This window comes from Bacillus cereus group sp. BfR-BA-01349, from assembly GCF_022663795.1.
GTDB lineage: Bacteria > Bacillota > Bacilli > Bacillales > Bacillaceae_G > Bacillus_A > Bacillus_A cereus.
The window spans coordinates 36,048-59,859 of sequence record NZ_JAKUGE010000005.1 but is presented as its reverse complement, the minus strand read 5'-3'; the positions used below and the strand labels follow the sequence as shown (position 1 = coordinate 59,859).

Here is a 23,812-nt window from a genome sequence, read left to right as displayed (position 1 = left end):
TGAAAGGCCTTCTTATAAGAAGTAATTGAGAAATTAATAGGGATTGCAGATAACATTGTAGGATGCGAATACTTGTAAAATTTATAAAACAAAATGAGGAGAATGATATATGAGAGCAGTTGCGAAAAAGGTACAAACGACAGAAGAAAAATGGGATGAAAAATGTAAACAAGCAGTACAGTTATTTAATCATGGAACGGAATATCCAGTTATTGCAAAAGAAGTGGGATGCAATGTGAGTAGTTTGTATAGAGAGCTCAAAAAACGTGGTGTATTACAAATGCCAAAGCAAGTAGTATCATCTAAAACAGTAAAGTCTCCCATAATACCACCACAAACAAAAAAATCAAAGTTCGAAAGATATAAAGAATATTATATGTATAGATAGAAGAACGAAAGGTCACATGGTGATGCATTTAAATGAGGAATACTACTTAAATGTTACAACTATTTACATACTCGGTTTATGATCCATAGACTTTAAATAAACGTTGGATTAAGAAAGCAAATCATAGATGTCTAATTATTGTTCTTTGTGAAAGTGTTCGTTATATCTACTCGCTTAAAAATAATTATTTTCTAATGTGAAGAAAAAGAATTAGAATCACAAAATCAAGATATTAAGATCCGGCTGTTTGTTTATTAGAAATACAGTGTTTACATTATTTGAGGTAAGGTCTCTATATTAGATGAGGAGTGAATAATAACGGGGCAACACTTATTCGAAAGATTGAGTGTACTTCAATTATGTACAAGGAACGATACTAGGGTAAGGTTATTTAAGATATATCAATATGATTTTAAAAAGGCGGTGTAATAAATGAAAAATAAAATTATTAGAGGGTTTGTACTAACATCAATTGTTACTGGGACAATTGTCCCTATCCATATTCTCGCGATGCCAATCATTCAGGCAGACACACAAGAAGAGAATACGGATATTTCCTCGTCATTACGAAAATTAGGTGCACACTCCAAATTAACTCAAATGTTTATAGATGAAGCATTAGTAAGACCTAATATACAGCTCGAGGAAGTACCATCTTTAGAAAGAAATCAAGTCCTAATCAAGAAAGATATGAATGATTGGTCATCAGAACTTTATCCTAATTTAATCCTATTAAATTCAAAAAGTAAGGGATTTGTAACTAAATTTAATAGCTATTATCCAACATTAAAAGGGTTTGTAGACAAAAAAGAAGATAAAGAAGGTTTTTTGGATAGACTCGAAGCTCTTCATGAAATGGCGGTGATGAACCAAGGGAGCGTACAACGTCAAATTAATGAGTTAACAGATCTTAAAGTATTTCTGGATAAAAGACTAACAGATCTCGATACTGATGTGACAAAAGCACAGGAAATTCTAAGTGCAGATGGAACGGGGAAAATAGATAAGCTAACAAAGGAATTGCAAAATACTAAAAAATTAATGGATAAAGATTTAGAACTAATAGCATTGCTACCAGGGGCTTTAAATGGACAAGCACTGTCAATCTTTAGTGAAATCTATAGTCTTACAAAAGGTATCATAGACCCAATTGCTCAAACCGCCGTGGCAGCGCATAATAAAGGAAAGGAAATTGATAAATCTATTTTAGAAGCAGAGAAAAAAGCGGAGAAAGAAGCGAAAGAAGCGGGTAAATCTACTTCAGAAGTTGAATCTGCTAAAAAAGATGCCCGTGCAGCAATTGAAAAAAACAACCAAGGTGAAATGGCTGCAGCAGCGGCTACGAAAGCTACAGATTATGACCTTATGAAAGCCATTGACCCTGAAAAAATTAAAAAAATATTGGATGCCTTTACGGAAGTAAATAAATTATCGGTAGGACAGACAGAAGCTTTAAATAATTTAATGGAACAAAACCAAAAACTTTACGATTTTACAACGAAATTAAAAGTAGCAGATTTACAAAAAGCAATGCTTTGTCTTATGCAAAATGATTTGCATACATTTGCAAATCAAGTGGATAGAGAAATGGACCTAATGAAGCGCTATAAAGAAGATTGGAATCTACTAACAAATAGTATTACAAAATTATCTACTGATGTCGATACTACTAATGCTCAGATCCAAAAAGATACATTAAAGCGATTAAAAAATGTAATAAATCAATTTGAAGAGCAAGTGGATAAATTTTAATATTCAAACCAAACAGTGTAATGGTCGATTGGAAAATAGGGAGGAGGAGAACGAATATGAAAAAAATTCTATTCAAGGTGCTAACTTTTTCAACACTGGCAACGGTTATAACTGCTACTAACGGTAACACGATTCATGCACTTGTACAAAAACAGACTGTTCAAGAACAAGGTATAGGGAATTATGTATTAGGACCTGAAGGACTAAAGAAAGCATTAGCTGAAACAGGATCTCATATTCTTGTATTGGATTTATACGCTAAAACAATGATTAAACAACCGAATGTAAATTTACCAAATATTGATTTAGGTTCAGAAGGGGCAGAATTAATCAAAAATATTCACCTGAATCAGGAACTGTCTCGAATTAATGCGAAATATTGGATAGATACAGCAAAGCCGAAGATTCAAAAAACAACACGTAATATTGTAAATTACGATGAACAATTTAAAAATTATTACGATATATTAGTAGATACTGTACAAAAGAAAGATAGGACAGGTCTGAAAGAGGGCTTAAATGATTTAATTACTACTATTCATACAAATTCAAAAGAAGTCACAGAAGTAATTAAGATGTTACAAGAGTTCAAAGCAAAACTGTATACAAATTCCACAGATTTTAAAAATAATGTTGGTGGCCCAGATGGGAAAGGTGGCTTAACAGCACTATTAGCAGGGAGAGAAGCACTGATTCCACAGCTTCAAACTGAAATTGAGAAACTAAATGCTACTCAGAAAGAACATTTTAACAATGTATTAGCATGGGGAATTGGTGGTGGATTGGGAACGGCTGTTTTAGTTATTGGAGCGATTGCAGGAACGGTAATAATCGTTGTCACTGGTGCTACAGCAACACCGCTTGTTGTTGGTGGTCTTACATCTCTCGCTGCAGCTGGTGTCGGTTTAGGAACAGCAACTGGTGTCATGGCGTCTAATCATATGAACGCCTATAATGAAATTTCTAAAAAAATCGGAGAATTGAGTACAAAGGTTGATATGGCTGGAAAAGCAATTCTTTCGCTTACTACTGCGAAAGAAACTTTGACAACTCTATATCAGACAGTCGATCAAGCGATAATGTCTTTAACAAATATTCAACAACAGTGGAATACAATGGGGGCAAATTATAAAGATTTATATGATAATATCGACCAAATGCAAGATCATAAACTTTCTTTAATTCCTGATGACTTGAAGGCTGCCAAACAAGGGTGGAATGATATTCATAATGATGCAGAATTCATTTCGAAGGACATTGCTTTTACAAAAGAGGCAACGGAATAAAAAAAATCATATGGCTAGCTATACATTCGTCAAGAAGAAATTGATTTTATAATTTAATATTATTTGTATCCATTGGCTACTTATAGATTAGAGAAGGATATGGCTTATTTTGACTCTATATGGCCAAAATGATGTTCTGTAGTTTTCTAGCACAAGTCATAGACTGCTACCTTATGTTTTTTCCTCTAACTCTTAATTTAATATGTATTGATACAACACAGGATTTTTTTGAGAAGAATCAGCTTCAAGGAGGAAAACTACGCTTTCTATCTGTACAAAATAATGATTTCTCATCAGGGGAATCAAAAAATCGCTAAACTAATTCTTTGTAACATTAATATATGAGGAGGAAAATAAAATGATAAAAAAAATCCCTTACAAGCTACTCGCTGTATCGACAATTTTAGCGTTGACCACAACTGCTGTAGTTTCACCAGTGACAGCTTTTGCAAGTGAAATTGAACAAATCAACAATGGAGATATGTCTCTTTCAGCAGATGAAGTGAAGATGAAAGAAACCTTGAAAAAGGCTGGGTTATTTGCACAATCTATGAATAAGTATTCTTACATGTTAATTCAAAATCCAAATGTAAATTTTGAAGGAATTACTATTGATGGATATGCAGATTTGCCTGGTAAAATTATACAAGATCAAAAGAATGCCAGAGCACATGCTGTTACATGGGATACAAAAGTAAAAAGACAGCTTTTAGATACATTGACAGGTATTATTGAATACAATACAACATTTGATAATTATTATGAAACACTGGTAGAAGCGATTCATACAGGAGATGGAGATACTTTAAAAGAAGGGATTACAGATTTACGCGGTGAAATTCAACAAAATCAAAAATATGCACAACAATTAATAGATGAATTAACTCAGTTAAGAGACAGTATCGGAAAAGATGTTAGAGCATTTGGAAGCAATAAAGATCTATTACATTCAGTTTTAAAACAACAAGGAGCTGATATTGAGGCTGATCAAAAGCGGATAGATGAAATTTTAAGTGAAATAAACCGATATGAATCACTTGAATCTACCCTAATAAAGGTTATGACTGTTATTGCTATACCGATATTCGGTATCATCGTAGTGGCGGGAAATGCGACTGATATAAATAAATTAAGCTCTTCCTTAGCAGAATTACGTCAGACGGTAGATCAGAAAGTAACATTAAATCGTGTACTTCATCTCGCTTACAATAATATTAATGAGATGTACACGTTGCTTGATGGTGCTATTAATGCTCTTACTTATATGTCTACGCAATGGCATGATTTAGATTCTCAATATTCGGGAGTACTGGGACATATTGATAGGGCATCTGGAAAAGCGGATCAAAATAAATTTAAATTCTTAAAACCTAACTTGAATGCTGCTAAAGATAGTTGGAAAATATTACAAACAGATGCTGTCATGTTAAAAGAGGGTATAAAAGAATTAAAAGTGGAACCTATTACTCCACAGGAATAGGGATCCTGACTCAAATATAGTGAGTATATGAAGAAAACAAGATTTTTACTGGAATCCGATTTTAATAGATGAGACCGAAGAGGTTATGATGTTAACTTGATTTTTGTGGTCATTACTTGCTTTCTATAAGGGCCCTCATGGTATGTGTGATTTTTGTACATCATCTTTTTTATCATTTATTATCATATTGTATTGAAAGGAATTTCAATGTTTTCGTTCCTTTCAAGGTATGTAAAGCATGGTGAAGAATTTGAATCCAGTGGATTTGGAAAAACATCGTTTGAAATGTCTATGATTCTGGTGATGAATTGATTCAAATGCTTGCTTGTGTAATGAGTGATATGCTGCGAAAAGCCTTGTGCTCTCAAGTTATTAAAGATTAAGTTGCTGTATCTGTATCTGTGGATAAGTCAAAAGGTCACTACAAAACCTTTCTATATAGAAATATCTTGAGATGTCTAAGTATTTATCTATAGGGATCTTATTAAGGAGAAAATCTAAGCTTTTAAATCGGGAGTTATATATCAATATACGAGAGGGGTGGAAAAGATGACTTTATGTACAAGAATATGGTGGGGAATATGTTTTATTGGCGTCTTACTGACTATGAATGTATACACCGAATCTGTATATGCAGAAAATGTAGAGGATAAATCAGAGATAGGACTGCAAGATGTGCCTTTAGGAAAATTGAAACATATCTATGATAAGAATGGAAGAGTCCTTTTTTTACATGGATATAATACAGCAAGTAGTGCCAAAGGTGGTGTAGACGGGATGCCTTGGATTAGTGAAAAAGATATTGAAAAAGAAGCAAAAGAACTCGGTTCAAATTTTGTTCGCTTTTTAATTTTCTGGGATAAGATAGAACCAGAAAAAGGAACATATAATGAAGAATATTTAGATAAAGTTTCAGAGAGAATCGAATGGTATAAAAAGCAAGGTATGTATGTATTATTAGATATGCATCAAGATTTATATGGATCAAAATTAACTGGAAATGGAGCGCCGGCATGGGCTACTTATGATGATGGCCTTCCGACGAAGAGACAAGATCCATGGGCTTTGACATATTTACAACCTGGGGTTTTGCGAGCTTTCGAAAACTTTTGGAATGATAAGTATCAAGTTCAAACGCAGTATGGTGAAATGTGGAAGCATGTAGCAAAGCGTTTCGCAAATAATGAGGCAATAATTGGGTATGAGATTATGAATGAGCCATTTAGGGGGCCGAACATCTGGCCTTCTTTTGAAAAGGACAAATTAACTAAGATGTACCAAAAGGTAATTCATGACATTAGAAGTGTAGATCAGAAATCTTGGATTTTTTATGAACCGGAGGTTACTTTAGCAAATCAGGGATTTAAATCCACTTTGTCTAAATTACAAGATCCGTTACCAGAATCAAGTTTAGTTTATGCACCTCACTTATATCCGGCTTTACTGGAAACAGAAACTTATACAGGTCTTACAAAAGGGATTGTACAAGAAACCATCCGTAGTTGGAAAAAGAATCGAACAGAAGAAGCTATTAAGCAGGAAGTCCCACTTTTATTGGGGGAATTTGGATTGAATGCTACAAAAGAGGGAGCACTTAATTATGTAACGGATGTATTAGCTAACCTAGAATCAATGGGGGGAACAGGATTTTCCTATTGGTCTAATGATAAAGGAAGGTGGGGACCTTATGATAAAAATGGGGATTATAATCAACTTGCTGAGGTATTAGCATACCCATATCCTAGGGCCATTTCAGGTACTGATATAAGTTGGAAATTTAAGCGAAGTTCCAATACATTACATGTAGCATGGCGTTCCAATTCAAATATTAAAGAACCGACTGAATTATTTCTTTCTCCAAAATATTATCCAAACGGTTGGGAAATACAAGCACCTGCATCAAAAACGGATAAATGGGATATAAAATGGGATAGCACACGGAACGTTATGAAAATTTACGCAAAAGAACCGTCATATGCTTATGAAATTGTTATTGTTAAAAAATAAAAGGCTTAAGATATGTTAGTCAGATGTAATGGACGTTTGGAATGAATTTCTAAAAAGGAAGGAGAAAATCCAGGTTTTAAAAAGGATGTACCTATGGAGTTAAATGGGCCAAAAATAAATGAAGTGTCATTAACTAGGAAAAACGAGCTATCCTAGTAATAAAAAGTACGACTTTCTGATTGGAAAGTTCAAAGCTAAAATGACAGCTTAAGCCTACTATACGAGGAGGAGTTAAAATATATGAAAAAATACATTGCAATGGGTATAATCGTAGCCGGACTGTTATTAGGAGAAAACAATCATGCATCTGCATTCGTACCAAATAGTTCACAAGAAAAATGGATTGATTTGAAAGATAGGATAGTATTAAGCGAAGCAAGGCAAGACAAGTGCACGTTGTTTTCTTGGAAAGGTGAATTAACTCCAGAATACAAAACTCATCAGTTTACTCTAAATAAATATAATTCGGTTACATTATTATTTAAAAAAGGAGTAGATAGTCTCATAACGCTTTATGATGATACTGGTAATGTAGTGGATAAGTATGAGTATTCTGAGAAACCTTATTTGGTCAGAATGGAACCTTCTAAAACATATTACTTTAAAATTACTCCTAAGAACGAAGGGGTTACACTTCCGTTTAAATACGAAGTTTTATTGGAAGTTTCAAGATAAGGAGAAATATATAGGGAGCAGTTTAAGAAAAAAACGACAAGAGTAGCCGACGGCTACTCTTGTCGTTTTTTTCTTAAGTTTTTGTGATCTATCTGAAAACTAGAAAGAACATTGAGTAGAGCCGTTCACCAAATAATTATCTAGAATTGGATTTAACAATGGGGGTGGGAGTAAAAATGAACGTATTCAAAAGTGGTTGACATCTACGACTGATTGTAACAGCGTAGATGAATGAGGACAAATGGAATGATAGTACCATAGATAGATCGGCAAATAATTGTACAGATGTATTGGGATCGATTATGGAAAGACTCAGAACGATGTCATATGCTGTACAATGTTTAGGTATGTGGTGTTGATAGTTTTAGATGTTAATGATAAATCTGATACTTAATCATAGTTTTAAAGAGGGTGTGAACCAAATTAGGGTACGCAATATTGGATGTTTTTTTGAATGACCTGGAAAACTCTTTTGAACAGAAAAGTGCATACTTGAAATTCTGGTAATTCACACAATTGTAAAACTGTCATATAGTATTTCGTAATCTAAAAATGCGTAAATTTTATGACGAGAGGATGATTATGTATATGTCATCAGTTGTACAGGAATTTCAAAATGATGTTTCACACTGTTACGATTGTATAGCTATTTCCGACAAAGAGAAAAAAATAACCTATCAAGAATTAAATGAACAGTCTAATAAGTTAGCACATGTATTAATAAATAACAATATAGGTAAAGGAGATTACGTAGGAGTATATTTTGATCGAGGGATGGATGCGATTATTTCCATACTTGGAATCTTAAAGGCAGGAGGGGTGTATGTTCCGTTAGATCCCAATAATCCTTTTGCTAGAAATCAGTATATCCTAAAGGATACTAAAATGGCTTGTATTATAGTTCAGAAGGAGTATAAAGAAAGGGTTTTACAAAGGTTTGGAAGTATACAGGTTTTTACGCTAGAAGATGGAAACGACATTTCAAATATAAAGATTCAGTTAAAATCACAGGACAATGCCTATATCATATATACTTCAGGTACTACAGGCCAACCTAAAGGGGTAAATGTGACACATGGTAATCTCTTGAACTTTACCCGATGGGTCAAAGCACAATATCAAATTTCCAAAAATGATAAAGTACTTCAATTTGTTAAATTAGATTTTGATTTATCTATTATAGAAATCTTCCCTTCTTTGATAAGTGGTTCATGTATGCATATTATTGATGACATGGATAAAAAATCAGTTTCAGACTTTATCGATGTTATTAATAGAGAAAAACTAACAATTATTACTGTTCCTACAGTGTTTTTTCATCATATTGCTGTATACGCTAAAGAGAATGAAATATCAAGTTTAAGTTCTGTACGTATAATTAGTATATGTGGTGAACAATTAATCAAGGAAAGAGTTCGACGGTTCTTTAACCAATTTGGTCATACAATGGATGTGTATAATTTATATGGTCCAACAGAAACAACCGTAGCAGTATCCTACTATAAGATACCTGAAAATTTTGATGAATCCTCACCGTCTATTCCAATTGGAAAACCTATTGCAAATACTATACTTTATGTAGTTAATGAAAATGGGGATCTTTGCAAAACAGGCGAAATAGGGGAAGTATGGATTGCATCTCTTAGTATTTCCAAAGGTTATTTAAATAAATCTGTAGAAACTAGTAAATCATTTATTGATAATCCATTTGAAGCAGATAAATACAATGGGAAAATATATAAAACAGGAGATTTAGTACGTATCCTTTCTGATGGAAATTTAGAATTTATATCGCGAAAAGATACCCAAATTAAAATACGTGGACATCGTATTGAGCTAGCTGAAATAGAACATGTATTATGCATCATAGAAAATATAAATGATGCTGTAGTAGTAAAAGATAAAGGAGATAAATTAAAAGCATTTTATACAAGTAGCTCATTTATAAAATCTAAAGATATTAGGCAGATGTTAAAGAAAAAATTGCCCTCATATATGGTACCGGATCAATATAAAAAATTAAACATTTTACCGTTGACTCCAAATGGTAAGGTAGATAGAAAAAAATTAGAACACGAAGAAGCTTATTCTATTACTGATGAAATGACAGATATAGTTGCGCCTAGAAATAAAGTTGAGCAAGCGTTCGTTTTGGCTTGGCAAAAAATATTGAAACTCAAAAATATTGGTGTTACTGATAATTTTTTTGAAATTGGAGGGCATTCTTTAAAGGTATTAGAAGTATTATCAGCTCTACGATCTGATTATCCACAAATTACTTTAAAAGATTTTTATGAGCATCCAACAATTGGAGAGTCAGCAAATTATATTACGAATATAAAGACGCAACATAACGTATTGAATGCGCCTGTGGAATCTTTTATATACTTGAATGAGAAACCTGATATTCGTAAAGAACGGAAACGTAGAAAAATTTTATTAACAGGCGCCACTGGCTTTTTAGGCATCTATATTTTACGTGAATTATTAGAAAAAAAAATATGAAGTTTACGTTCTAATTAGAGGAGATAAGCCGGAAGAAAGATTACAGGGGAAATATGGTTTTTATTTTAATAAGCCTCTTTGTTTCAAGCATGTTCATGTTATTAAGGGGGATATTACCAAAAAATATGTAGGGCTTGGTTACAAAAAGTTTTGTAATGTAGCTAAAGAAATAGACGCTGTTATTCATTCGGCAGCTGACGTACGATTTCATGGGGATTTAGAAGGATTTACGGCTAATAATATAGAGGGCACAAAAAATGTGTTACAATTCCTTGATTTAAATTCGAATATAGAGTTTCATCACATTTCTACAGTCGGATTACTTGAAGATTTAGCCGTAGAAGGACTATGGGATGAATTTACTATTGATAATAGAAGAAATATGGATATTAAAAATAATACGTATACAAAGACAAAGTTAGCTGCTGAAAATAAAGTGTTAGATCAGCTAAAGAAACGAGAAGTTTTCATATACAGAATAGGAAATTTAGTCGGTTCCATGGAAAATGGGCAATTTCAAGAAAATATACGTGGCAATGCACTGTATGGGTGGATTCGATCAATGATTTTATTAAATAAAGCCATTGATGTAGATTGGCAAGTGGATTTAACTCCAGTGGATTTTGCGAGTGCAGTCATTGTGAAAGCACTTGAGACTAACACGGATCGACGAATTTTTCATGTTTGTCACTATGAGCCGCTTCCGCATAGAAAAATGGTAGAGTATATTCGGAGTATGGGATATAAGATTGATTTTTTACCTGTAAAAGAATTTGAAGAATATTTGTTTAATGAGGAAGAGAAAAATCGAGAAGGTGTTGAATTAGTAATTATCAAATTGGATCGAAATAATTTACGTAATTCACCTTATATATTTGATAGTAACCAAACATTAGAAGATCTCAATATGAAAGAATGCGCTCCAAAATTAAATGAACAATTTATTCATCGTTTACTTCAATACGGACAAAAGATTGGTTTTTTTTAATGAAAAAACGTAAAGCCTATGACAAGTATATGCTGTGACCTAGCATATACTTGTTTTTTTACTGTAAATACAATTTTATTCATGTTTGTTTTGTCCAGTCACCTTTGTTGTGATGGAATACTGCTCTTTCCTATAAAAGGTTGCATTTTTAAATAGTATGATTACTTTAAATAAAGTATGTTGTAAATAGTAAAATAACAATGGAAATGTTGTGAATTAGCAACACTAGCTGAACATGCTATGAATCATGAGTTTTGCAGCAACCTATAGATAAAATAGATACTTTATATGGAATTTTAAAAGCGATATAAGGAGATATATGTAGTGATTTTAATTGTTAAGATAAATATTTATGAGTATGATGTAACAGATTTATTGAGATTTCTTCCTTTTTTAGAAAAAGAAACACAGAGACAAATTGCGCGATTGCAAAAATATGACGATAAAAAACGAACCCTTATTGGTAATTACATGGCAAAGTATTTGATTGCAAAGCATACCCAACAAGATATAAAAGATATCCATTTTATAACTACCAAGTATGGCAAAAAAATAGTGGGAAATTATTCTGTTTCATTTAATATCTCTCATTCTGGTAAATGGGTGATGCTCGCTCTATCTACAAATGAGGCCATTGGCATTGATATTGAAAAAGTAAGTATGATTAATATAGGAGAAAATGCTCATTTTTTTAATGAAATCGAACAACGGTATTTAAAAGAGCTTCCAACAAATGAAGCACAATATGCGTTTTATCGTATGTGGACTGCTAAAGAAAGTTTTTTTAAATGTATCGGTAACGGTTTGAGTCAACCGCTAAATACATGTATAGTCCCTCTTATGCCCTCATCAGAACCACAATTTATTAAGGACTTAAGTCTGTATAATCATCATTTACAAGTTTATTCATTTCAAATCGATTCTGAATATTTTTGTAGTGTTTGTACAAGTGAATTCATAGTTCCAATCCATTTTATGACATTGTCTAAAACCGACTTTAAAATTCAAAACCTTACCTAGGTTGATATGCAGCATGACAAAGTACTTCTATTGTATATGCAGGAAAGATTGAAGTGTTAGAGGAGGTTTGCTGTAACTGATAGAAAATTCTTCAGGTTTTAATCAAGTATGTTCACCGTTGTTTTCATTTGATAACTTTCGTTTTTTATAGGATATTTTGTATTTCGGTTTTTCAACCATAGAGAGGTGTGGTTTTCCTGTGTCTCCTTCCAGATATTCTTGTGAAAGTTTTTCTATATGTATTGGTGCATTTTTAGAGGGGGTAATCATTGAAGCTGAATATATAAGGTATGTTAAAGATGAGAACGTCAAGAAGTATGGGTTTTACCTGTTTAATAAAATATATGCAATTATGCATATATCGGTATTTGATATTTTAAATTATATAATTATATGTTAAGTTATGTATGTAAGAGACAACACTAGTCAAAACCCTTTTATGATGATTTATTTTTCAAGTTATTTCCGTAGAAAAGCTTTGAATGCCTTTATGCATTTGAAGCTTTTTCTATATTTCGGAATACAAATGGAGCCATGTTGTGAAAAAGTCATTTATTGTAATGATATTCCTCAAATATTTGCACATCAATTGAAATGTCTGATGGTGTAATGTATCCTTCAGCGGTGGTATATGATTTTTTTGAAGGGAGGTTGCTTGAAGATATTGGTCCGTTAATGCCGATGAAGTTGCTTATTATTGATAATGGAGAAGCTGTCGATACGGTTAGTTTTAAGAGGATACCTTATACACCTGACGAGATGAAAAAAATTTTGGAAGCCTAGGATCTAGCGATTCGTGGAATAAAAAAACAAGATATTGAATTATTAGGGGGTGCCGCAACAATAAGTGCTTATGTAAATCAGCGTAGACATTATAAAAAGGAAGTAAATGATATTATGAATAAGCTCCCTGAATTAGGAGCTTACGGAATATCTGTAGCTCATAGTGGATTGATTTTTGCTTTATTATTTGCAGCTGAGGATACTTTCAAAATGGAACATGCTAAGAATTGTGTTTTGTGAATTTTTCGCAAAATGCATTTTCAATATCCTTATCTTCAAGAATGCAATGCTACAATACTCGGGTTGAAGAGAATAAGGTTTATTTGAACCAAACCGTTTTTTATCCAGAGGTGGAGGGCAACTTGGAGATCAAGGCTGGATTGAAGGAGATGAGGTGACTGATACACAAACATTTCTACCAAATCACGTAAGCAGAGATTGTACCGTAGGTACCAACGTACAGTTAATAAAATAACCTCTGGTTGATAGTGCTTCCATTTTAAAAAAATTTTCTGTTCCATACTGATCACACACTTTTGTTAAGAGTAATAGTATCAGTATGTCCAAGATTTAACGATTCATTTCATAAGTGTTATATTTTTTGCACCAGAACCGCATTATACATTAGCCAATGAATCTTATCTTGATACGTTTTTTAATTTTGCTGTTGATCAATATGAATAGATAAAGTAACTGTGAGAATACGAGGGTTTAAATAATAAACAATTTTTCTGTCAGCATGCACCGCGTAATACAAGTGCAGCGGTTTTCCTTATTTTGATATGATTTTTATCGACACATTAAATCCTATTTGTTTATCTCATTTCAGTAACAATTCCTTTCTTTTACTTATTTCAAAACAAAATTAATGATTTTATGTGAACAAAAAACGAATTGTATACAAAAAAGTTTACATTGTATACAAAAGGTGATAAATTTAAAGCGTCAAGAGGTAAACGAGATTAATTTATTGATTCATAGAAAGATAGATTTTCTCCAATAAAATAGAACATGAATAGCTATGGTTTTGGTCTCTACCCGGATTTCTTGAACAAATAGGTATATATCTATCTTCTCTTTCAATTTTAACTATAGCCTAATTAAAAGTAGGAAGGATGAAAGCGCATGCAATTGAAGAATGTGTACAAATGTTTAACAATCACAACATTACTAGCGCAAATTGCGGTATCTCCAAGTGCCTCTTTTGCGGAAAAAACACAAGAAACTAACAAGAATCAAAAGGAGACTTCCCAGGTACAAAAGCAAGAAAAAATCTCTACAGGTTTGATTGGTCAATATTTTATCGACAATCAATTTACAGAGGTTTCTTTTATTCAAGTGGATGAGAAGAATACGTTATTAAGCAAAGAAAAAGTGAAGGCAGATACATCAAATATACAATCTATTCGCTGGGTAGGAAACATTAAACCTGATGAAACAGGAGACTATACATTTTCTACATCTAATAACGAAAACGTCATCATTCAAGGGAATGGAGAAACAGTTGTAAAACAAAAAAAAGAAAAGAAATCTTTGCGCCTAGAAAAAGATAAACTGTATGAAATAAAGATTGAACAACAAATAAAAAAAGGAGAAACAGAAGAACTGCAACTCTTGTGGAGTAAGAATCAAGAAAAAGAAATCTTGATCCCAGAAAAAAGCCTACTCTCACCAAATTATTCTCAAAAAAGTGAAGTGAAGGATGATAAGCAATCCCTATTACCAAATCAGAATTTATTTGATTCACAAACAGAACTGAATAAGAAAAAGGGTTCAATGTCTCTGGAAAATTTGGATATAGATACAGATGGTGATGGAATTCCTAATATTTTAGAAGAAAATGGATATACATTTAAAGATAATGCAATTGTAGCTTGGAACGATACATATGCGGCACAAGGGTATAAAAAATATGTGTCTAGCCCAAGAACAGCCAAAACGGCTGAAGACCCGTATACTGATTTTCAGAAAGTAACTGGTAAAATGCCTGCAGCTACAAAAAATGTGGCTAGAGATCCACTTATTGCTGCATATCCATCTGTTGGTGTAGGGATGGAAAAAATACATTTCTCCCCAAATCAGATTGAAACCGAAGGACAGTCTGGATCAAAAACAAAATCAGTAACAGAGACAAATTCAACAACACATGAAGTGAGCGTTGGAGGAAAACTGGGCTTTAATGATAAAGGGTTCTCCTTTGAAATATCTCCAAGTTACAAACATTCTTGGACAAAGAGTACTGCTATACAAAATTCTGAAACGGAATCTTGGGCAAAACAAATCGCTGTCAATCCTTCTACTGCAGCATATTTAAGTGCGAATGTACGATATCACAATGAGGGAACGGCACCCATATATGATTTAGCACCAACCTCGAACTTTGTATTACAAAATGAGAACAAATCTATCGGGACTGTGACTGCCAATAAAAATACGATTGCCAATAGTTTAGCACCGGGTGCAACATATCCTGCGAAGGGAACCGCACCAATCTTTATCAATCAAGCCAATGAAGCGGGAACAGTAAAAATGGAGATTAATGGAGAAACATTAGATGCAATCCAAGATGGTCGTGAAATAGTGAATATTGAGACGACCCAAAATAAAGGTCAATATGGAATCATCAATGAGAGTGGCAATCAAGTACCAGGTGGGGAATGGGATCCGATTCGAACAAATATAGATACAGTGTCGGGGGAGTTAACGCTAAACTTGGGCATTGGTAAAGAGAATGTAGATCGCCGTATAGCAGCGAAAGATTCACGTGACCCAGAAGATAAAAGACCTGAAATTACCGTGAAAGAAGCAATTAAAAAAGCATTTGATGCAACAGAAAAAGATGGTAGATTGATTTATACTGATGCAGAAGGGAATGATATTATAATTGATGAATCTGCGCTCAATATTATATTTGATGAAAAGACAAAAAAAGAAGTCGAAGCGCAATTAGCAAATATGAAAGATAAGAAAATATACAATGTAAAATGGAAGCGTGGAATGAAGATGACGCTTCATGTACCTGAGGCTTATTATGATTTTGAAACACAGGATAATACATTTGCTTACGCATATACATTGAAGGATAGTGGTCCTAATTCAGGAAAAACTCATGGTTATATGAACGGTAATAGTGATCCTTCTTATGCAAAAAGAAAACTTAATTTAAAACCTTATACCAGTTATACGGCGAAAGCATATGTGAGAGCAGATAGAGGAATGAGTACCGAAGCGACTTTCTTTGTAGGAGAACCTGATGTAACAGGAAATGGAGGACGTGGAGCGAACGTTCGTGGTAAAATAGAAGGTGATGAATGGAAACTCGTTGAACTTGCATTTAATACGGGTCCTAACCCAGAATTCTTCAAAGAATTAGGATTTAAAACAGTTGGAAATGGAAGATTACATTTTGATGATGTATCTGTGACTGAGTGGAAGCAGACGGAAAATATCCAACAATCCCATGTTTTTAAGGATTGGACTGTACCTTTTGATACTAGTACTAATAAGTATAGGGTAAGTAATGTAAAACTATCTAAATTTCCAAGTCAAAAAGTTCGTTACCAGCTATTATTTAATGATAGTTCTTGGGGGGAGATCTTACCTGATTCAAATATAGTAGACAAAAATGGTGAAAGAACCATATCATTTGGTACGGGCAGTCATGCACCTGCTACAGATAATAAAATTGGAGTATTTGCTGTTGATGAAAAAAACCACAACCTTAAAGTAAAAGTTGCTGAATTTGGAGGCGCGACCGAACAACAAATTAAAAATGCTCATAGATTTAATTCATGGATTCCAGGTCAACAAAAGAGGATAGATGGATTATACTTCAACAGCATGGAGAAAAATATTTTATCACAAATAACTGAGTATAAAATATCTCTTAATAATGGTTTTCAAATCGGAAAACCACGTAATAATCCTGAATCAGACGGACGAATAAAATTAAATTTCTTAGATTATAATTCAGGATATGGATTTGCAAAAGGAGCATGGTTAAAGGTTTGGGCTGTAGTACGGGATAAAGATATCTTAATCTATGAAGGATGGACAGGTGATTGAACTTTAAATTCTTATAAAATATATTAGTATTTAATTATAAAGTATAACTTTTTATATCCTGTTAGAAAAAGTTGAATTTTTACAGTAACTACCCATCTTAGATTATGAAAGGCTTTTACAAATATGAAAAACATATAAATCCGGTTAAAAAAACTGAAGTGAACCTGGATTTGTCAATATTTTCCGGACGCTAAGTTAGGTGAATATTATAAATAGGCTTTCTTAAATTCGATAGGAGAAAGATATTCCAAAGAAGAATACATTCTTTTTGTATTGAATCTTTCTGTCCGAGCTTGTTCAGGTGTTGTAAATTTGGCACCTTGAATAAGCTCTCTTTTTATGGTCTTGTAGATTCCATCAGTGCATTGTTATAAGGGTTTTCTTTTTTACTGACATTCGAAACAGCATCATACTTTTTGAGTGTGGCTTGAAAGTTACTGCTTGTATACTGAGCCCATTGCTGTATGAATAATTAATCCTTTTTTCGGATGTTTTTTCTTATATCCTTGTAAAAAAGCGTCTATCACGAGAGAATCACTCGCTGTACGTTGACTTACCCAAATACATATGGCAGCTAATTCATTTCCTGAAAACTTTCGTTTTCTTTTTGCAAAACCTAATTCTTTTGCGAGTTTTTCCAAAAGAGAAGGAGTTAAATGACGATACAACTCTTCAGAAAATAGTTGTAATTCATCTTGAATCAAAAGATTCATAAAAAATGTCAACCTTTCTAGCTAGTTTTTTAGAAAGAATAACGTTTTTTGACGACAACAATAAGGGCGCTGGACCAGGAGTTAAGGAGACTGGAATATTAGAAGGTACTCAAGGTAATCAGTGGCAATTGGTTCAATGTATACTTAATACCACCGATGAAACTCCAGAATTCTTTTCCAAATAGGTTTTTTAAATAATGGAACGGGATATCTTAATGTGGATGATGTTTCTATAACTGAATGGAGAACATATCCAAGTTTACTGAGTTATTATGGGTTTCATAAATGGAGAGCTTTCTGGTATGATAGCACAAGGCTTTCATATAATGCGGTATATTTCCAAAAAGGTATAGATCCTAATATTTATAACTCTGTTCCACAATATAAAATGCGAGTAAATGGAAAAGTTTTCTATACACTAAATAAGCCTGCATTGGAAATGGATGGACGATTACGCCCTCCTCTTGAGGAGAGTTGGTATATAGGATCAGGTGCTTTAGTTGAAATATGGGCCAAAACAAATACTGGTAAAGAAATAAAAGTATTACACAGATGGATCTCTGCGAGTGATGCGAAAATACATAATATTTGATACTAGAGATACTGTTGCAAAGTTTTATAACGAACAAAAAAATCTCAGTTGAATAATTAGTAGTTGGATTGAACGTTATCTAGACAGGGATTAAATACAATTTTATGCGAATATGAGCAACAACCAAACGATATTAGTAGTTCAAAATTGGTATGTTTATTAAAATACATGTTGTCTTTACCACAACCTATTCTCTACATTATGAGAATAGGTTGTGGTATTTTTTATTCGAAATGGTACCTTGAAATTTTTACTCCAAAATAATATATTCCCCCGATTAATGTTAAAAAATAATCGGGACATATTTTAACCAACTCCTTTTTAAGTTCACATAAATAAACTGGTATTATAAAAACGGTTTATTATGATGAAATAGAGCCTTATTAAACAGATGTTCAGCACCTAATCTTTGCAGCGCTTTTTCTGGACACTAAGCAATATATTTGTTTAGTGCTGAATTAGAGTACTGAGTTGAGTAGAAATTTTGTCTTGAAAAAATGGGGGTTTGAGTATATCTGAGATTACTAAAAAGGTCGGGGAAGATTGGAAAACAGTAAAGAAATATGTGGATGGGGAAATTCAACCTTCGGATATCAGTTATACAAAGCGAAGTATGCTGTATATAACTGTGGATACGGTGAAATGATAGAATTGTGGCTAGTAGAGGACAGTAAACTTCGGCGTAAGAAAATAAGTACAAACCAACAGGTATGGAAACAATTACAAGCGGAATATGATGTTAAAGGTTCTTATCGAACTGTATTTGAGTACATTAAACTTTGAAAACCACAAATGAAAATAGAGAAAGGAGCACGATATGGAAGATTAGAAGACCAATAGGAGAAGCACTAGTAGATTTTTAGAATATGACAGTTGTAAAAGATGGTGCATACAAAGACATAAAAGCACTTTTACTGAGCATTCCTTATAATAATACAGCACTTGTATACCCATCACTACCTGAAAATACGGAATGTTTTTTAGAAGGCTTACAGCACCTATTTTATCAAGCTAGTGGTGTACCACCACATCTTCGAATTGATAACTTATCTGCAGCTGTAGTTAGAATTACAGTAGGGAAAGGCGATAAAAGTATTTACTCCAGTACACCCACACAAGAAGGAATCGGATCTGAACAATTGTTAAAATATTAAACGAAGCTTATAATGTTATAGTTTTAAAATATTTTTGTGGAAATTGTGTGATTTATTTGCATTTTCTGTTATACTTCTATGACAACTTATATATATAAGTTGTCATAGAAGTATAACAGATGGTTGAAAGGAGATTGCATAATCATGATTGTTTTATTACGACTTAAGATTGTATTTCTAGAGTAAGCTAGGAGGGGCAGTGTAATATAGGTGTTATGTTTAGTGAGTTTAAATAATATAGCTATCTTAAATTCACCAAAAGGTAGCCTAATAGTTGTACGTCTATAAACTATATTGTTTAATAAACACCAAATATGTTTTCTGTTTTTAAAAAATAATAATCCATAAAATTTTTTACAGCGAGGGTATGAATATGAGAAAAAAGATAATAACAGGATTAGCATTGCTCATTCTTTTTATAATAGGTGATATAGATGCTCAAGCCGACGAAAAAATAAAGGAACAAGAAATTTTTAGTATTGAAGAACCTACGTGGATTTTCAAAACTGGGACTAGTAAGGGGAAGTATCATGATAGACAAGATCTTGGTTTTATTTTACGGGAAAATACCCCTCTAAAGGTTAGACAAACCCAGCCTAATTTTGATAACAAATTGACGTTACGCTTATTATCGAATGATTCTAAAGATGAAAAATCTGTACAGGTGGGTTCTGAATGGGTGACTGTCCAATCGGATAAGACGTTAGTGCCATTTATAGATACGCCATATGGATTAGTAGGTGCTACAGTGGAATATCAAATTGAAAGTAATGAAGTTCAAAAACCATTACCCAAGTATCAAAAACTTGAAGATGTAACACAATTTTTTGATACTTGGGATCAACATGATGCGGAATACGCGTTAATAAAAATCGATAGCTTTCAATTATTTATGCCGGAAAAAGATAAGAGATTAGTGAAAAATTCAAAAGATTTTCAATCTCTAGATGATCTTATTGATTACTATGAAACTCTTTTCACTGATTATAATCAAATGATTGGTTTAGATAATTCTAGTGAAGTGAATAAGATAAGTGAAAATCGATACTTTTTAAAAGCGGATGTGCATGGCGCAGGTGGAGCATATTATGGAGATAAATGGACCGCTAATAGTGCAAGTACAACAGAGATGTGGTTGAAAAAAGTAAGCTGGGGAACTCTCCATGAAATTGGCCATGGTTATCAAGCAAGTTTTGATAATCAAGGTATGTATACTGGTGAAGTATCAAATAATTTATTTGCTGTGCAATATCAATATGATAAATATGGAAAAGAGGCCGATAAGATAGGTTGGCTTTTTAATTACGGTAAAAAAGAGGCAGTTGAAAAAAATCTATATTCAAAACTTGTGAAAAATAATGGCACATATAGTTCTATAGATTTAAGGGACAAACTAATTTTATTAACTATGTTAAAACAAAAAGCTGGAGATACAGCATTCACAAAAATGTATCAAAATTATCGTGAACTAGCCAACAAACCTGATTTTAATAAAAATAAATATTCTTTACCAAATTTAATGAATCAGTATTATAGTGAACATAGTGGTTACGATTTTACAGCGGTTTTACAAAGATGGGGTATATCTTTGGATCCGATATATGCTGAAAGTAATCGTGCTAAAGGGTATCCAGCGGTAGCTTCATTGGTAGATGTTGTACCAGAAGAGCAATTATCTCATGCGAGAGCTCTAGTAGACGATAATATTCTAATTAATAGTAATTTTGAAATGGTGACTAATGAAGAAATTGCTCCACTGAATTTAAAAGGAGACTTGACCATCCAGTTGAAAACTAAAAATATAGACCTTTTTAAAGGGGAAAAAGTTCAATTAAAGGAAGGAAATCAAGTAGTCAAAGAGTTAGTTATTGAAGGAGAAAATATCAATTTTAAAGATATTCCGAATGGCATTTATACATTAAAAATTCCTGACGGAAAGAAGGGGAAATATAAAACGAATCAACATTATGCTTATGTAAAAGAAAAAGAGAATTCGTTAACTGTTGATGTGGAAAAAATAGGTTTTAGTAACTTGACAAATCAAACAATTCAATTTTTAGGTTTGGGAGATAGTAAATTTGCAGAGTTTCAAATCGATTATAATCATGCAGAAGCAATATTTACAATGACTTCTGCATCTCCGCATAATTACTATGGCAATGAAAAATATGCTTCTGTGGAAATTTTAACAAACTCAGGTCAAGTGGTTTATTCAAAAGAAGTCAAAGGAAAAAATAATCAGACAGGTAAGGATATCATTCCTTTAAAAAAAGATTATCAAATTAATATTTACCATGCTGAATCCAAAAATCGCTTAAAAAACACCGAAGGAATAATTAAGGCCTCAGATAAGCTTAATTCATTTACAATCACGAAATGGGGGTTAAAGAATATGGCCCTTCAGAATAATCCTATAGATATGTTGATGAAAAAAATTGATAGTAAGGCTATGGAAATATTGAATGATTCTAATTTACTTTCAACACCGCTTGAAGACTCAGAGATCAAAAAACATATATGGGTTGCAATTAACTCTTTACCAACAGCTCAAAGGGTAGAATATTTTAAAAAATATAAACAAATATTTTGATTCGGTTTAAATAAGTATTAATATAAGATGAATTTTGTTGATGCTTACTATTATGAGTTCGTTTGCAAGAAGACTATGAATGAAAAAGTTATTGTTCGACCAAAAACTGATGTATTGGATGTTTAAAAATATAGTTGCTTAATAAAGTATATTCGAATAATGGTGCATGAAAAAATTCTTAATTAGCATGCTGTGAAAATTATTGCTCCTGTAAATGCAAAGGACTTCTTAATGTTGACGTGAAAATCTATGTTCTATTTGAACCGATTCCTTAACGTACAGGGAATCGGTTCTTTTATGTCAATTTTGTGTTAAACATTCAATTATTATGGTGAATCATAGTAATTGAATGTGGGCGATGTAATTGAGTGTTTAGTATCTATAGAAATAAAATACACCGCAAAATAATGTCGATAAAGTATATTTTGTTATAGAAGATATTCATGATTTAAACGGAGTAACTTATTAAATAGAATGATTCTATTACTATGTTTTTGAAAACAAGGAAAAAGGAATTTGGAATTGTAATACTGCATGGTATGTCTAGTTCCCAATTAAAAAAGTTAATCATCATGGAAAATATGTTAATTGGATGTTCTGCAATCATTGTTGGGATTGGAACTGGATTACTCTTTGGGAAATCAATCTTATTAATAAGTGTTTTCATTTTTTCCTTAAAAGGCCGGCTTCCATTATATTTTCCAACTAAGAATCTGTCTGGAATCTATGGTATAATCTGTACAAAAAAGGATGTTTCCTACGATACATGATTATACAAGTAATATTACTCTTGAACAGTTTGAACTGATTCGTGAAGATTTAGAAAGTGCACGAAAAACGACGCGTCCACGCACAGTTGATTTGTACGAGGTGTTCTGCGGTGTGCTATACTTGCTTACCACAGGGTGTCAATGGCGTAATCTTCCAAGTGATTTTCCGAACTGGAAAACAGTCTATTTCTACTATCAGATTTGGCGAAAAGTAGACGAGTTTCTGCATCGTAGATGCACAAAGCGTAAAAAACACATGGATAGCTAGGGAAAAAGGTTACGATGCCGGGAAGAAAGTATCAAGAATCAAACGCAATATCGCTGTAGACACCAATGGTCTCATTCATGCGATTGAAGTAACAACTGCGAATATAACAGACCGAAAAGGTGCTATCAAAATGTGTGAAAGGCATAAGAAAACATTGAATAAAGTGACACATATACTTTGTGATGGTGGATACACAGGTCCATCATTTGCCCAATCGATAAAAGAAACGATTGATTGCTCAGTTGAAATCATTAAACGATCGGAACTTCACAAGTTTGTCGTGTTACCGAAACGCTGGATTGTGGAACGAACGTTTTCTTGGTTAGAAAATTACCGCAGACTGTGGAAGAACTGCGAACGAACAATTGAAAATAGTAGACAGAGTTGCTTATTGGCAGTTGTGGCGATTTTATTAAAAAGATTCTAGACAAGTTCTTAGATCGTGGAAAATATTCTAACCGCTGAAAAGATTTCAACATAACTAAACAAATAAAAACGGAGCTTTCTCCACGGGCTATACGATGTGCAAATATATTTTCTTCATGTGTAACAGTATAAATTGTTGCAAGTTCTTTCTTAGATATATTTTGTTTGAACCTGGGATATGCGGTACGCTCAATTGAAGTCACTGGTATTCCTCCTGATTAAAATTATCGCAATGGAATCGTTGATTCTTTCATCTTACGATAAAACATTTAAAATTCTCTATTATGGGTAGACTCTAATCATAAATTGATAAGTTGTTGAAAACATTCAGTTTTGAACGTGTGATTAGG

General features: G+C 32.8%; 15 protein-coding genes and 7 pseudogenes. 18 read left to right on the top strand and 4 right to left on the bottom strand.

Features of this window, described 5'->3' with window-relative positions; all coding sequences use genetic code 11:
* Positions 1-124: 124 nt before the first annotated feature.
* The 11 genes and pseudogenes from MR169_RS04825 to MR169_RS28290 all read left to right on the top strand — a co-directional run.
* Positions 125-388: pseudogene (locus MR169_RS04825) on the top strand (hypothetical protein); the annotation flags it as partial.
* Positions 389-820: 432 nt separating this feature from the next.
* Positions 821-2,140 carry an HBL/NHE enterotoxin family protein gene (locus MR169_RS04820; protein WP_242319019.1) on the top strand — a complete coding sequence of 440 codons (1,320 nt, stop codon included), beginning with the start codon at positions 821-823 and terminating at the stop codon, positions 2,138-2,140.
* Positions 2,141-2,196: 56 nt separating this feature from the next.
* Complete coding sequence (gene hblD / locus MR169_RS04815) at positions 2,197-3,426, top strand: hemolysin BL lytic component L1 (protein WP_242319018.1); 1,230 nt, start codon at positions 2,197-2,199, stop codon at positions 3,424-3,426.
* Positions 3,427-3,784: 358 nt separating this feature from the next.
* Positions 3,785-4,906 (top strand): ClyA family alpha-helical pore-forming toxin, encoded by a 1,122-nt coding sequence (locus MR169_RS04810; RefSeq protein WP_242319017.1) that lies wholly within the window; start codon positions 3,785-3,787, stop codon positions 4,904-4,906.
* A 549-nt stretch (positions 4,907-5,455) separates the two neighbouring features.
* Entirely contained in the window at positions 5,456-6,913 is a 1,458-nt protein-coding gene (locus tag MR169_RS04805; protein WP_242319016.1) for a cellulase family glycosylhydrolase, read from the top strand.
* Between the two features lie 240 nt (positions 6,914-7,153).
* Positions 7,154-7,588 (top strand): hypothetical protein, encoded by a 435-nt coding sequence (locus MR169_RS04800; protein ID WP_242319015.1) that lies wholly within the window; start codon positions 7,154-7,156, stop codon positions 7,586-7,588.
* 588 nt (positions 7,589-8,176) lie between these two features.
* Positions 8,177-10,093, top strand: coding sequence for a non-ribosomal peptide synthetase (locus MR169_RS04795; RefSeq protein ID WP_242319014.1), 1,917 nt, complete (start codon positions 8,177-8,179; stop codon positions 10,091-10,093).
* Positions 10,094-10,103: 10 nt separating this feature from the next.
* A pseudogene (locus MR169_RS04790) lies at positions 10,104-11,081 on the top strand (SDR family oxidoreductase); the annotation flags it as partial.
* A 324-nt stretch (positions 11,082-11,405) separates the two neighbouring features.
* On the top strand, positions 11,406-12,101 hold the full coding sequence (locus tag MR169_RS28295) for a 4'-phosphopantetheinyl transferase family protein (protein ID WP_242319013.1): 696 nt from the start codon (positions 11,406-11,408) through the stop codon (positions 12,099-12,101).
* Between the two features lie 651 nt (positions 12,102-12,752).
* Positions 12,753-12,884 (top strand): hypothetical protein, encoded by a 132-nt coding sequence (locus MR169_RS28165; protein ID WP_255846429.1) that lies wholly within the window; start codon positions 12,753-12,755, stop codon positions 12,882-12,884.
* Between the two features lie 9 nt (positions 12,885-12,893).
* Positions 12,894-13,124: a hypothetical protein gene (locus MR169_RS28290; RefSeq protein ID WP_347408019.1), complete on the top strand. Its 231-nt coding sequence runs from the start codon at positions 12,894-12,896 to the stop codon at positions 13,122-13,124.
* Positions 13,125-13,294: 170 nt separating this feature from the next.
* Here the strand turns inward: MR169_RS28290 and MR169_RS04780 are convergent.
* A pseudogene (locus MR169_RS04780) lies at positions 13,295-13,405 on the bottom strand (IS6 family transposase); the annotation flags it as partial.
* A 604-nt stretch (positions 13,406-14,009) separates the two neighbouring features.
* Between MR169_RS04780 and MR169_RS04775 the strand changes: the two are divergent.
* Positions 14,010-16,949: a binary toxin-like calcium binding domain-containing protein gene (locus MR169_RS04775; protein WP_242319012.1), complete on the top strand. Its 2,940-nt coding sequence runs from the start codon at positions 14,010-14,012 to the stop codon at positions 16,947-16,949.
* A gap of 206 nt (positions 16,950-17,155) precedes the next feature.
* Here the strand turns inward: MR169_RS04775 and MR169_RS28445 are convergent, their stop codons facing one another.
* Both MR169_RS28445 and MR169_RS04770 read right to left on the bottom strand, forming a co-directional pair.
* The gene (locus MR169_RS28445; protein ID WP_481746813.1) at positions 17,156-17,302 is read right to left on the bottom strand and encodes an IS3 family transposase; all 147 of its coding nucleotides are present in this window, start codon (positions 17,300-17,302) and stop codon (positions 17,156-17,158) included.
* Between the two features lie 171 nt (positions 17,303-17,473).
* Positions 17,474-17,662 (bottom strand): annotated as a pseudogene (locus tag MR169_RS04770) (IS4 family transposase); the annotation flags it as partial.
* A gap of 217 nt (positions 17,663-17,879) precedes the next feature.
* On the opposite strand from MR169_RS04770, the gene MR169_RS04765 reads away from it, so the two are divergent.
* The 6 genes and pseudogenes from MR169_RS04765 (at position 17,880) to MR169_RS04740 (ending at position 23,463) form a co-directional block, all read left to right on the top strand.
* Positions 17,880-18,254 (top strand): hypothetical protein, encoded by a 375-nt coding sequence (locus tag MR169_RS04765; protein ID WP_242319011.1) that lies wholly within the window; start codon positions 17,880-17,882, stop codon positions 18,252-18,254.
* Between the two features lie 543 nt (positions 18,255-18,797).
* A complete protein-coding gene (locus MR169_RS04760; RefSeq protein ID WP_242319010.1) occupies positions 18,798-19,037 on the top strand; it encodes a hypothetical protein in 240 nt (79 codons plus the stop codon).
* An 83-nt stretch (positions 19,038-19,120) separates the two neighbouring features.
* The gene (locus tag MR169_RS04755) at positions 19,121-19,408 is read left to right on the top strand and encodes a hypothetical protein (RefSeq protein WP_242319009.1); all 288 of its coding nucleotides are present in this window, start codon (positions 19,121-19,123) and stop codon (positions 19,406-19,408) included.
* 373 nt (positions 19,409-19,781) lie between these two features.
* Positions 19,782-21,998: a putative mucin/carbohydrate-binding domain-containing protein gene (locus MR169_RS04750; RefSeq protein WP_242319007.1), complete on the top strand. Its 2,217-nt coding sequence runs from the start codon at positions 19,782-19,784 to the stop codon at positions 21,996-21,998.
* Positions 21,999-22,477: 479 nt separating this feature from the next.
* Positions 22,478-22,708: pseudogene (locus MR169_RS04745) on the top strand (FtsX-like permease family protein); the annotation flags it as partial.
* A 40-nt stretch (positions 22,709-22,748) separates the two neighbouring features.
* A pseudogene (locus tag MR169_RS04740) lies at positions 22,749-23,463 on the top strand (IS5 family transposase).
* Here MR169_RS04740 and MR169_RS04735 read toward each other — a convergent pair.
* Positions 23,450-23,665, bottom strand: a pseudogene (locus MR169_RS04735) (DUF4158 domain-containing protein); the annotation flags it as partial. The pseudogenes MR169_RS04740 and MR169_RS04735 overlap by 14 nt on opposite strands.
* Positions 23,666-23,812: the final 147 nt, after the last annotated feature.